Annotated in this window: 13 protein-coding genes; 10 read left to right on the forward strand and 3 right to left on the reverse strand. The window is 70.2% G+C overall.

Annotated features, from left to right (window positions below; all coding sequences use genetic code 11):
* The first annotated feature begins 123 nt into the window (after positions 1 to 123).
* The 6 genes from KZX17_RS07740 to KZX17_RS07765 are packed head-to-tail and all read left to right on the forward strand — an operon-like array spanning position 124 to position 2,618.
* A complete protein-coding gene (locus KZX17_RS07740; protein ID WP_248171807.1) occupies positions 124 to 609 on the forward strand; it encodes an Asp23/Gls24 family envelope stress response protein in 486 nt (161 codons plus the stop codon).
* Positions 606 to 794: a DUF2273 domain-containing protein gene (locus KZX17_RS07745; RefSeq protein ID WP_248171808.1), complete on the forward strand. Its 189-nt coding sequence runs from the start codon at positions 606 to 608 to the stop codon at positions 792 to 794. Before KZX17_RS07740 ends, KZX17_RS07745 begins: the two co-directional genes overlap by 4 nt.
* A complete protein-coding gene (locus tag KZX17_RS07750; RefSeq protein ID WP_248171809.1) occupies positions 794 to 1,189 on the forward strand; it encodes a hypothetical protein in 396 nt (131 codons plus the stop codon). Before KZX17_RS07745 ends, KZX17_RS07750 begins: the two co-directional genes overlap by 1 nt.
* Positions 1,186 to 1,770, forward strand: a complete 585-nt coding sequence (locus KZX17_RS07755; protein ID WP_248171810.1) for a DUF6286 domain-containing protein — start codon at positions 1,186 to 1,188, stop codon at positions 1,768 to 1,770. The genes KZX17_RS07750 and KZX17_RS07755 overlap by 4 nt, the downstream gene beginning before the upstream one ends.
* On the forward strand, positions 1,767 to 2,381 hold the full coding sequence (locus KZX17_RS07760) for a hypothetical protein (RefSeq protein ID WP_248171811.1): 615 nt from the start codon (positions 1,767 to 1,769) through the stop codon (positions 2,379 to 2,381). Before KZX17_RS07755 ends, KZX17_RS07760 begins: the two co-directional genes overlap by 4 nt.
* A 60-nt stretch (positions 2,382 to 2,441) precedes the next feature.
* Entirely contained in the window at positions 2,442 to 2,618 is a 177-nt protein-coding gene (locus KZX17_RS07765) for a CsbD family protein (protein WP_248171812.1), read from the forward strand.
* Between the two features lie 170 nt (positions 2,619 to 2,788).
* Here the strand turns inward: KZX17_RS07765 and KZX17_RS07770 are convergent, their stop codons facing one another.
* Positions 2,789 to 4,222 (reverse strand): XRE family transcriptional regulator, encoded by a 1,434-nt coding sequence (locus KZX17_RS07770; protein WP_248171813.1) that lies wholly within the window; start codon positions 4,220 to 4,222, stop codon positions 2,789 to 2,791.
* Positions 4,223 to 4,339: 117 nt separating this feature from the next.
* Between KZX17_RS07770 and KZX17_RS07775 the strand changes: the two genes are divergently transcribed.
* Positions 4,340 to 6,235, forward strand: a complete 1,896-nt coding sequence (locus KZX17_RS07775) for a phosphoenolpyruvate carboxykinase (GTP) (protein ID WP_248171814.1) — start codon at positions 4,340 to 4,342, stop codon at positions 6,233 to 6,235.
* 73 nt (positions 6,236 to 6,308) lie between these two features.
* On the opposite strand, the gene KZX17_RS07780 is transcribed toward KZX17_RS07775, so the two are convergent.
* On the reverse strand, positions 6,309 to 8,201 hold the full coding sequence (locus KZX17_RS07780) for an ABC transporter ATP-binding protein (protein WP_248171815.1): 1,893 nt from the start codon (positions 8,199 to 8,201) through the stop codon (positions 6,309 to 6,311).
* Positions 8,202 to 8,261: 60 nt separating this feature from the next.
* On the opposite strand from KZX17_RS07780, the gene KZX17_RS07785 reads away from it, so the two are divergent.
* The 3 genes from KZX17_RS07785 to KZX17_RS07795 are packed head-to-tail and all read left to right on the forward strand — an operon-like array spanning position 8,262 to position 10,899.
* Positions 8,262 to 9,203: an ABC transporter ATP-binding protein gene (locus KZX17_RS07785; RefSeq protein WP_248171816.1), complete on the forward strand. Its 942-nt coding sequence runs from the start codon at positions 8,262 to 8,264 to the stop codon at positions 9,201 to 9,203.
* A complete protein-coding gene (locus tag KZX17_RS07790; RefSeq protein WP_248171817.1) occupies positions 9,200 to 10,081 on the forward strand; it encodes an ABC transporter permease in 882 nt (293 codons plus the stop codon). The genes KZX17_RS07785 and KZX17_RS07790 overlap by 4 nt, the downstream gene beginning before the upstream one ends.
* Positions 10,078 to 10,899 (forward strand): ABC transporter permease, encoded by an 822-nt coding sequence (locus KZX17_RS07795; protein WP_248171818.1) that lies wholly within the window; start codon positions 10,078 to 10,080, stop codon positions 10,897 to 10,899. Before KZX17_RS07790 ends, KZX17_RS07795 begins: the two co-directional genes overlap by 4 nt.
* A 12-nt stretch (positions 10,900 to 10,911) precedes the next feature.
* Here the strand turns inward: KZX17_RS07795 and KZX17_RS07800 are convergent, their stop codons facing one another.
* Positions 10,912 to 11,904, reverse strand: a complete 993-nt coding sequence (locus KZX17_RS07800) for an NADP-dependent oxidoreductase (protein ID WP_248171819.1) — start codon at positions 11,902 to 11,904, stop codon at positions 10,912 to 10,914.
* Between the last annotated feature and the right edge of the window lie 90 nt (positions 11,905 to 11,994).

An 11,994-nucleotide genomic window follows, 5' to 3' on the forward strand; every position in this document is an offset into this window, starting at 1 on the left:
GCGGAAATTCGTCGGAACTTTTTTGTGACGAATCCGCCGCTCCATCCCTCTTACGTGTGAGGCCGGAACGACACGGCCACGGCGCACCGCATCGGGCGCCGCACCACGACAGAGGAGCTGATCATGGCCACCGAGAACGACAAGACCGCGACCACCGCCACCACGACCCCCGCCATCCCCGGATCGCGCGTGGACCGCACGGCACCTGCGCCGCGTGACACCGACGCCCACACCGGCGGCACGACCGTGATCGCGGACGGCGTCGTCGCCAAGGTCGCCGGCATCGCTGCGCGCGAGATCCCCGGCGTCCACGCCCTCGGCGGCGGCGGAGCCCGCGCCCTCGGCGCCATCCGCAACGCCATCAACGCCACCGACCTCGGTCAGGGCGTGAAGGTCGAGGTCGGCGAGACCCAGGCAGCCGTCGACCTCACCATCGTCGTCGAGTACCCGACGCCGGTGCACCAGGTCGCCTCGCAGGTCCGCGATGCCGTCGCCGGTGCCATCACGCGCCTGGTCGGGCTCGAGGTCGTCGAGGTCAACGTGACCGTCGACGACGTGCACATCCCGGGTGACGACGACGCCGAGCACGAGGAGTCGCGCGTCTCATGAGCGCCACGATGAAGGGCGCCGTCCTCGGCGCCGTCCTGGCCGTCGCCGCCCTCGTGTTCGGGTTCTGGGGTTTCCTCCTCGTGGCCCTGTTCATGGCGGTCGGCGCGGTCATCGGCCGCGTCGCGTCCGGGCAGCTCGATCTGCGGGCCGTGACCGACGCCTTCACGGGACGGCGTACGTCCTGATGCGTGCCGACACCGACGGAACCGCGGTCGGCGGGTCGAATCGGCTCGCCGCCGCGGGGCCCGGCGTCGCCGGTCGCACCGAGGTCGCCGAGCGAGTGCTCGTCGGCATCGCGCGGGCGGTGTCCGCCGATGTCATCGGCGTCCCGCGCGGCGAGGTCTCCGTGGGTGTCGCCGATCGACGGGACGGCATGGCGCTGAGGGTCTCGAGCCCTCTCCCCGTCCCCGACCTCGACGACTCGGCAGCGGTCCGCACCGCCGTCCCCGTCCTGGAGAGAGCTGCGCAGATGCAGGAGCAGCTGCGCGAACGACTGACCCATCTGCTCGGACGCGACATCGTCCGGGTGGACATCACCGTGACCGGTGCACGGATGCCGGAGAGGAGGCGAGTGCGATGAGTGAACCTGTGCTGCGCCGCGTCGTGCGCCGCGAGACGCACTCTCCGCGAAGCGTCGCCTTCGCGGTGGTCGTGCTGCTGACGATCGTCGCCTGCCTGTACCTGGCGGTCGAGACCGTGCTCTCATTGGCGTCCCAGCCGGCGCTGCTGGTCCGACCGATCGACGCGTTGGCCTGGCTGGCCGCCCTTCCCGCCGACGTTCCCGTCGGCGCGGTGATCGCCGGCGGGCTCGCTGTCGCCGTGGTCGGGGTGTGGCTCATCCTGCTCGCGGTCACGCCCGGACGGCTCTCGAAGCACGAGATGGATGCCGGCGGTCGCGCCGCGCTCGTCGACAACGGTGTGCTCGCCGCGGCGATCGCGCAGCGCGTCAGCGACGAGACCGGTCTCGCGAGGGACCGCGTGACCGTGGGCGTGGCCCACCGGAGCGTCGACGTGTCCGTCAAGCCGGGCGCCGGCATCCCGGTGGACCGGGCACAGGTGAATGCGGTCGCCGAGGCCGAGCTCTCGGGATTCAAGCTCACCCGACCCCTGCGCACCCGCGTGCGCGTCGAGCGCACCGATGACGAGGAGAAGGCGGCATGAACGACACCAATCGCGCGCTGAACCGCACTGTCCTTTTGCTCGCCGGCCTGCTGCTCACAGTGGTGGGGGGCGCGGCTGCCACATCGGCGGCGGTGCCGGCCGTCGCGCAGACGTGGACGACGGCGGGCACCACCGTCGTCGATGCCCTCGGCGTCGCCGCCGACTCGACACGGATCGGCGGGACCGCGATCAGCTGGGTCGCGATCGGTGCGGTCGCGGTGCTCGTGACCATCGCCGGTCTGCTCGTCTGGGCCCTCACCACGCTCGTCAGCCGCCGCTCGAAGACCGTGCTGCGCTCCGGCGGCGAGCAGACTCCGCTCGGTCGGGTGACGGTGACGGAAGCCTTCGCGGCGGACGCCGTGAAGAACTCCCTGACCCGTCAGCACGACGTGGTCGCGGCATCCGTCACCGCGCACACCGTGCGCGACCAGCCGGTGCTGCACGTGAGCGTCACCGCCCGGCACAACGCGGACCCGCGGGGCATCGTCGATCACGTCATGCGACTCCTCGACGGCCTGACCGCCGTCACCGGCACCGAGACGGCCGGCTACATCTCCGTCCACGGCGGGCTGCGAAGCAGGCTCGCCTCGGACTCCCCGCGGGTCGACTGACCCCTGAGACCACCCGAACCAGGCACCGGTTCACCACCCCTACAGAGAAAGGAGACCCTCATGGGACTCGACGACAAGATCAAGAACGCCGCTCAGGACATCGCCGGCAAGGCGAAGGAGGCCGTCGGCAAGGCGACCGACAACGACCGGCTGGTCGCTGAAGGCCAGGCCGACCAGGCGAAGGCCGATGTCAAGAAGGCCGGCGAGAACGTGAAGGACGCGTTCAAGAAGGACTGATCGGGCCATTCGGCTCGATCGCGTGACACGACGGGGAGCACTCGGGGGACGTGCTCCCCGTCGTCATGCGCGGCAGCCGCGGCTGCGCTGGGGCAGTCGCACTGGCACCGCGCACCGGTACGGCGGGGGGCACTCGTGGGGACGTGCTCCCCGCCGTCCTTCCCCCCAGCTCACGCGTGGCGGTCGAGGAACGCGTAGACCTCGCCGTCGTCGACCCCCGGGAACATCCCCCGCGGCAGCGGCGAGAACATCTGCATGTGCACCCGCGCACTCGGCCATGCCTTGCCCTGCCACCGCTCGGTGAGTTCGGCGTCGGGGCGACGGCAGCACGCCTCGTCGGGGCAACTCGAGCTCGCCCGCTTCTGGGTCTCACGACCGCGGAACCACCGGGCGTCGTCGAAGGGCACCCCGACGGTGATGGAGAACTCGCCGTCGGTCGTCGTCCCGGTCTGGCTCGAGCACCAGAACGTCCCGCCGGGCGTGTCGGTGTACTGGTAGTGCTCCGTCGTGCGGTTCTGCTCGCCGAACGCCGAGCGCGCCGCGAACTTCCGGCACACGACCTGACCTTCGACCGAGCCCGTGACATCCATCGGCAGCGGCAGCCCGTCGTTTTCATACACGCGGCTGATCGCGCCGCTGCCGTCGACGCGGAGGAAGTGCAGGCGGATGCCGAGGTGCTCGGTCATGAGGTTCGTCAGCCGCATCCCGGCGGCCTCGTGCGTCACACCGAACGCGTCGCGGAAGTCCTCGACGGCGAGGTTCCGGTCCTTCTTGGCCTGGGCGAGGAACGCGACCGACGCCGTCTCGGGCATGAGGCAGCACGCGGCGTAGTAGTTGATCTCGAGGCGCTGCTGGAGGAAGTCGGCGTAGTCGGTGGGCGGGGTGTGCCCGAGCAGCCGGTGCGCCATCGCCTGCAGCGCCATCGAGCGCAGTCCGTGACCACCGGGGATCGATGCCGGGGGCAGGTAGATCCGACCGTTCTCCAGGTCGGTGACCGAGCGGGCGGAGTGGGGCAGGTCGTTCGCATAGATGAGCTCGAAGCCGAGCTGCTCGGCCATGATGCTGACCGTCCGGTGCGTCAGCGCGCCGCCGGCGTGCCCCGCGGCCTTCAGCTGCTTCTCGGCGAGCCGCTCGATGTCGGGGAGGTGGTTCGCCTGATCCCGCATCCGCAGGCGCATCTCGGTGTTCGCCCGGCGCGCCTCCTCCGGCGTCGCGATCGACTCGCGCTCGCGCCGCTCGAGTTCGCGGTGGAGCGCGAGGACCCCCTCGATCGTGTCGTCGGACATCGTCTTGGTCACCTTGATGGGCGCGATCCCCAGGCGTCGGAAGACCGGACTCTGCTGGGCGCGCTCGAGATCGAGTTCGAGTCTCGCGCGAGGGTTCGGCGGTTCGTTCGAGAGCAGGTCGGTGACATCGGTGCCGGTGGCGGTGGCGACGGCCTGCAGCACGGACAGCTTCGGTTCGCGCTTGCCGTTCTCGATCAGGCTCAGCTGACTGCCCGCGATGCCGACGATGGCGCCGAGCTCGTCGAGCGTGTAGCCGTGCGAGACCCGCTGGTGGCGGATGCGGTGACCGAGCGTCGAGAGCTGCAGGGGGGTGGCCATGATCTTGAGGCTATCGAAAGATTCGCGTTTCTTGACAGTGCGACGGCGAGAAATGTCGCGTGGAAGACCCGCAGAGTGGAGGAAGACCCACCACACGACACGTCCGAGGAGCACCGAATGGCCATCGCCGACCTTTTCACCCGCCCCGCTGCAACCGGTGCCCTCCGCACTGTCACCACGCCGCCGACCGGCGGCGAGCGGCCTGCCGTCACCGGTGAGGCGATGAGCGCACTCGTCGCGTGGGTGGAGGAGATCGCGGCCCTGACCACTCCCGACCGCATCCACTGGGTCGACGGCTCGCAGAGCGAGAACGAAGCGCTCCTGCGCCAGCAGGTCGACGAGGGCAAGCTCATCAAGCTCAACCCCGAGTGGCGCCCGGGCTCCTACCTGGCCCGCTCGCACCCGAGCGACGTCGCGCGCACCGAGGCCCGCACCTTCATCGCCTCCGAGCGCGAAGCGGATGCCGGTCCCACGAACAATTGGATCGCCCCGGATGAGATCCGCGCGACGATCACCCCGCTGTTCGCGGGCAGCATGCGCGGGCGGACGATGTACGTCGTTCCCTTCTCGATGGGGGCCGTCGGAGGCCCGCTGTCGCACATCGGCGTCCAGGTCACCGACAGTGCGTACGCCGTTACCTCCATCGGCATCATGACCCGCGTGGGCACTGCGGTGCTGCAGCAGATCGCCGCCGGCAAGCCGTGGGTGAAGACCGTCCACTCGGTGGGGGCTCCCCTCGCCCCGGGCGAGGCTGACGTCGCCTGGCCCTGCAACGATGAGAAGTACATCGTGCACTTCCCCGAGACCCTCGAGGTGTGGTCGTTCGGTTCTGGATACGGCGGCAACGCGATCCTCGCGAAGAAGTGCTTCGCCCTCCGCATCGCGTCGGTCATCGGCCGCGACGAGGGGTGGCTCGCCGAGCACATGCTCCTCATCCGCGTCATCGACCCGAAGGGCAACGCTTACCACATCGCTGCCGCGTTCCCGTCGGCGTGCGGCAAGACGAACCTCGCGATGCTCCGCCCCACGATCCCCGGCTGGCGCGTCGAGACCCTGGGCGATGACATCGCGTGGCTGCGCCCCGGCGAGGACGGCCGGCTCTGGGCGATCAACCCCGAGGCGGGCTTCTTCGGCGTCGCACCGGGAACCGGCGAGTCGACCAACGTGACGGCCGTCGAGACCCTGTGGGGCAACACGATCTTCACGAACGTGGCGCTCCGTCCCGACGGCGACGTGTGGTGGGAGGGGCTCACCGACGAGGCGCCCGCCGACCTCATCGACTGGGAGGGCAACGCGTGGACGCCGGCATCCGGTCGTCCCGCGGCGCACCCGAACTCGCGGTTCACCGTCGGCGCGAACCAGTGCCCGCAGATCGCGGAGGACTGGGATGCCCCCGAGGGTGTGCCGCTCGACGCCATCCTCTTCGGCGGGCGCCGCGCGACCAACGTGCCGCTCGTCGTCGAGGCCACCGACTGGACCCACGGCGTGTTCATGGGCTCGAACATCTCGTCCGAGCGGACGGCGGCCGCCGAAGGCACCGTCGGCGAGCTTCGTCGCGATCCGTTCGCGATGCTGCCGTTCTGCGGCTACAACATGGCCGACTACTTCGCGCACTGGCTGAAGGTGGGCCAGAAGCTCCGCTTCGACCGCGCCCCGCGCATCTTCCAGGTCAACTGGTTCCGCAAGGGCGCCGACGGACGCTTCCTGTGGCCGGGTTTCGGCGACAACGCCCGCGTCATCGACTGGATCATCCGACGGGTCGACGGCTCGGTCGGCGCGGTCGACAGTCCCGTCGGGCGCCTGCCGAAGACCGATGACCTGAACCTCGACGGCATCGACGTCCCGCGCGAGGACCTCGACGAGCTGTTCGCGGTGGACCCGGCATCCTGGCTCGCCGAGGCCGACCTGACGGAGGAGTTCTACCGCACCTTCGGGGGCAAGGTGCCGCCGGCGCTGTACGCCGAGCTCGCCGCCCTCCGCTACCGGATGCAGCGGGTCCAACAGGACGTCTGACGCTCCGCTCGGACGCCGAGACGCGAACGGTCGCTCCCCTCCCGGGCGGCGGCCGTTCGCAGCGTCTCGCGCGTCAGACGAGCAGCTGGCGGGCGGCGAGGTCGCGGTACAGGGGCACGTCGCGGACGAGATCGTCGTGCGTGCCCTGGCCGACGACCCGGCCGTGATCCAGCACGACGATGAGATCGCTGTCGACGACGGTGGACAGGCGGTGCGCGATGACGATCAGCGTGCGCCCGCTCGCCACCGCGTCGATGGCCTCGCGCATCCGCTGCTCGTTGAGGCCGTCGAGCGAGGACGTCGATTCGTCGAGCAAGAGGATCGGGGGCGCGGCGAGCAGTGCGCGGGCGATCGCGAGGCGCTGGCGCTCGCCGCCGGAGAGCATGACGCCCGCCTCGCCGACAGGGGCGTCGAGTCGGAGCGGACTCCGCTCGAGCACCTCGGTCAGATCGACGGCGTCGAGCACGCGCTCGCACTCCGCGTCGGTGGCGCCCGGTGACGCGAGCCGCAGATTGTCGCCGATCGTCCCGGCCAGGGTCGGGGCATCCTGCTCGACGTACCCGAGGCGAGCCCGCAGCGAGAGTCGATCGAGCGCGCGGGCGTCAACCCCGTCGATGGCGACCGAACCCGAGGTCGGATCGTAGAACCGCTCGATGAGCGCGAGGGTCGTCGACTTGCCGGCGCCGGAGGGGCCCACGAGGGCCACGCGGGCGCCGCGCGGCACGCGGAACGAGACGCCGCGCAGCACTGCGCCGTCGGCGACCGGCGCGGGCTCGAGGCCGTCCTCGGCGTCGGCGGGCATCGGCGCGTGGGCGTCGGCGAGGGTCTTCAGCGCCTCGTCCTGCGCCGTCCTCCGGGCGGCGATGACGGCAGCCGGGTAGGAGAAGTGCACATCGCGGAACTCGATGGCCGCGGCATCCGGTGCGGTCTCGGAGGGGACGGATGCCGCGATCGCCCCGTCGCGGGCCGTCTCGTCCTCGAGATCGAGGACCTCCTGGATGCGTCCCAGTGCGCCGAGGGCCTGGTTCACCGAGGTGATGGCCCCGAAGAACGACGCCAGCGGCTGGATGAGGAAGAAGAGGAACATCACGAAGACGACCAGCTGCGCGACGTCGATCGCACCCGAGGCCACCCGGAAGCCTCCGACACCGAGGACGACGAGCAGGGAGACCTGCAGGGCGATACCGGCGACCGGGACGACGACCGCGGATGCCTTCGCGACCTTCACGCCCGCCTCGTATGCCTCGCCCGCCGTCGCCGAGATGGCATCGCGCTCGCGGGCCTCGGCCCCCGACGCGCGGATCGTCCGGATCGAGCCGATCGCCCGTTCGACACCCGACGCGAGCGCCCCGACCTTCTCCTGCTGCTCGGTAGTCGCACGGCGGATGCGGCCGCTCAGCACGCCGACGACGGCGGCGGACGCGCCGATCACCACGACGATGAGCAGCAGCAGGACGGGGTCGATGACGAGCATCGCGATGATCGCGCCGACGAAGATGAGCGCGTTGCCGAGTGAGTCGGCGAAGCCCTGCGTGAGGACTGCGTAGAGGAGCGTCGTGTCGGTGCCGACGCGTGAGACGAGGTCACCGGTGCGCCGTGCGTCGTACTCCGCGACCGGCAGGTGCAGCAGTTTGGCGATGAGGCGGCGACGGCTGGAGTAGACCACCGCGGTCCCGGTGCGCTGCAGCAGGTAGTGCTGGAAGCCGCCGATGAGCGAGGAGACGACGACCAGCCCGACGAGGATCCAGACGAGGATGCCGAGGGCGTCGCCCGCCTGGACCCGCCCGATCACGTCGCCCACGAGGAGCGGCTGCACGAGGGTGGCGACCGCCTCCAGGACGCTGAGGACGGCGACGACGACGAGGATGCGCTTGTGCTCGAGGAGGAAGGGGAGGAGCTGACGCAGACTGGCGCGCGGGCCGTCGTTCTTCGAGGGGCGCCGCAGGCCGCGGCGAGGAGTCGACATCCCTCTATCTTCCTCCGTCGCCGCCCTGAGGATGTCCGGAGCCGTCGGTAGGGTGGTCCGGTGCCAGAAGCCGTGATCCGCGCCGAGCGTCTCGTGAAGGCCTACAGGTCGAAGGGAAAGCCCGACTTCCTCGCCGTCGACGGGCTGTCCTTCGAGGTCGCACCGGGGGAGTCCTTCGGCCTGCTCGGGCCCAACGGCGCGGGCAAGTCGACGACGATGAAGATGATCGGGGCGGTGTCGACGCGCACGAGCGGCGACCTGTCGATCCTCGGGCTCGATCCCGACCACTACGGTCCCGAGATCCGCTCGCGACTGGGTGTCGTGCCGCAGCAGGACAACCTCGACGGCGAGCTCAACGCCCGCGAGAACCTCTACATCTACGGCCGCTACTTCGGACTCCCGGGCAACGTGTGCGCCGAGAAGGCGGACGAGCTGCTCGCGTTCGCCCAGCTCGAGGACAAGGCGAAGCACAAGGTCGATCAGCTGTCGGGCGGCATGAAGCGCCGCCTGACGATCGCGCGCGGGCTCATCAACGACCCGCGCATCCTCCTCCTCGACGAGCCCACGACCGGCCTCGACCCGCAGGCCCGTCACGTGCTCTGGGATCGACTCTTCCGCCTCAAGGAGCGCGGCACGACGCTCGTGCTTACGACCCACTACATGGACGAGGCCGAGCAGCTGTGCGACCGGCTCGTCGTCGTGGACAAGGGGCGCATCATGGCCGAGGGGAGCCCCGCCTCCCTCATCCGCGAGCACTCGAGCCGCGAGGTGCTCGAGGTGCGCTTCGGCTCCGATCGCAACGAGCAGGTCGCCGCCCAGCTGCAGGGCATCGGCGACCGCGTCGAGGTGCTGCCCGACCGCATCCTGGTCTACGCCCACGACGGCGAGGCCGCCCTCGAGCGGGTCACGACGTCGGGACTGCAGCCGATGACGAGCCTGGTGCGGCGCTCGAGCCTCGAGGACGTCTTCCTCCGGCTCACGGGACGGTCGCTGATCGAATGAGCGAGACGACGCGGGCGGCGCAGCCGACGCTCGACGAGCTGCGCGCCGAGGCGATGGCGTGGGGCCGGAAGCCCCGGCGCTACGGCAGCTGGTACGTCACCGAGCACATGGTCCGCGCGATGCGCGCGTACGGCTGGACGATCGTGGTCGGGGCGCTGGGGCAGCCGGTGCTGTACCTCCTCGGCCTCGCGGCCGGGCTGGCGGCGCTGATCCAGGCGCCGATCGTCGACCGCGGCATCGAGGTCGACTACCTCGTCTTCGTCGCCCCCGCGCTGCTCGTGACCGCCGCCCTCTCCGTCGCCTCCGAGGAGATGACCCACCCCGTCATGGCGGGGTTCAAGTGGCGCCGCTACTTCTACGGATTCAATGCCTCGGCGCTGTCGAGCCCGCAGATCGCGAACGGCGTCATCATCGGCGCGACCGCGCGCATGGCGTTCGCCGTCGCGGCGTACTACCTCTTCATCTGGCTGCTCGGCGCCCTGGGCGTCGGCTGGACGACCGTCCCGAACCCCGGGACCGGGTGGCTCGCGATCCCGGCGGGCATCCTGGCGGGGGCGGCCTTCGGCATCCCCCTTATGGCCTACGCAGGCTCCATCGAGGATGACAAAGGACAGTTCGCCCTCGTGCAGCGGTTCGTGTTCATGCCGATGTTCCTGTTCTCCGGCACCTTCTACCCGCTCGATACCCTCCCGGTCTGGCTGCAGTGGATCGGCTGGATCTCGCCGCTGTGGCACGGCGCCGAGCTCGGTCGCCTCGCGACGTACGGCGCAGCCGTCCCGCCGGTCATGATCGTCGTGCACCTCGCCTTCCTCGTCGCGCTGTGCGGCATCGGGTACCTGTGGGGTCGGCGCGTGTTCATCGAGAGGCTCGCGAAGTGAGCGCCGCAACGGTCGACACCGTGTCGCGCCGCGGCGGCGTCCGCTCGCTCTGGGCGGGCAATCCGGCGGCCGTCGTGCAGCGCGGGTTCCTCGCGGCCCGCTCCTCGAGCTGGGTCGTCGTCCTGTCCGGGTTCTTCGAGCCGGTCTTCTACCTGCTCTCGATGGGGCTCGGTCTCGGGGCCCTCATCGGCGAGGTGCAGACCGCGCAGGGCACCGAGGTCCCGTACATGGCGTTCATCGCGCCGGCGCTGCTGGCGGTGTCGGCCATGAACGGCGCCATCTACGACTCCACCTGGAACGTCTTCTTCAAACTCAACTACGGCAAGCTCTACGAGGGGATGCTGGCGACCTCCCTCGGCCCGCTCGACGTCGCCCTCGGCGAGATCCTCTACGCTCTCCTGCGCGGGCTGCTCTATGCCACCGGGTTCATGATCGTCATGCAGGTCCTGGGTCTCAACCTGTCGTGGACCGCGATCCTCGCCATCCCCGCGGTGCTCCTCATCGCCTTCGGGTTCGCGAGTCTCGGCATGGCGGTCACCAGCTACATGAACACGTTCCAGCACATGGACTGGATCAACTTCGCGCTCCTGCCGATGTTCCTGTTCTCGGCGACGTTCTACCCCATCGACGTCTACCCGGAGTGGGTGCAGTCCATCGTGATGGCGCTCCCGCTGTGGCACGGTGTCGAGCTCATCCGGGGTCTGACCACCGGCATCCTGTCGGCCGGGATGCTGTGGCACGTCCTCTACTACGTCGTGATGATCGCGATCGGGCTGGTGTTCACGACCACGCGACTGCGGGCCCTGTTCCTCGACTGAGGGTCGCGCCGGTCAGCGGCCTGATTCCATGACCTCGCGAGCCTTGCGGATGCGCCGGGCGTTGACCGGATGCGTCGCGAGCACGACCTTGCCCCTCGAGTGCAGCTTCTGCAGGTCGTCGTAGGCCTCGGCGACGTCGGCGAGCGGGTAGAACCCCGAGACCAGGACGTTCACGGCTCGCTTGTCGGCGAGGTCGACGACCTTGCGCAGCTGCTCCGTGCCGTGGGCGACCGCGTCGGGCTCGTCCGAGAGGAGCGCGACCTCGCGGTCGCGACGGTCGGCGCTCGAACGGAACTTGCCGGCGGGGACGCCGAGAGCCTCGGCGATGTCCTGCCCGTCCTGACCGAAGTTGTCGATGAACGCGGTCACACCGTCGGGCGCGAGGGCCCGGATGCGGTCGACGATGCCCTCGCCGTAGCGGACCGGCTTCACGCCCAGCTGCCGGAGGTAGTCGAAGTTGCGATCGCCGCACGTGCCGATGACCCGGGCGCCCCGGTGCATCGCGATCTGCGCTTCGACGCTGCCGACGCCGCCCGCGGCCGCCGAGATGACGACGGTGTCGCCCGCGCCGATCTTCAGCTCGTCCAGGATGTCGAGCGCCGTCGTGCCCGCGAGGTACAGCCCTCCGGCCGTCTCGAAGGTGACGTTCTTGGGCTTCCGGACCAGTCGGTCGGTCGACACCGTCAGGTGGCTCGCCTGCGCGCCCGCTCGTACGTGACCCACGACGTCGGTGCCCACGGGGAAGCTGCCGGCGTCCGGACCCGCTGCGACGACGACGCCCGCGAAGCAGCTGCCCGAACGGCGCGGGAACGGATCGTCCCACTCCTGCTCGGCACCTGACCGGATGAAGCCCTCGATGTGGTTGAGTCCCATGGTCATGACCTCGACGGTCACCTCCCCGGGGCCGGGCTCGGCGAGCGGTCGATCGACGAGATGCAGGACCTCCGGTCCGCCGGTCTCGTCGTACTCGACGACCGATGCCTGGGTGACCTTCTTGCTCGCCATCGTCCGCTCCTCACGTGCCTGTAGGGCCGACGATAGACCCGGCCGTGCGGCGAGAGGAGCTCTTGACAGACGGATGCCGCGGCCCTCCCG

The sequence above is a fragment of the Microbacterium sp. EYE_78 genome, assembly GCF_023149035.1.
Lineage (GTDB): Bacteria > Actinomycetota > Actinomycetes > Actinomycetales > Microbacteriaceae > Microbacterium.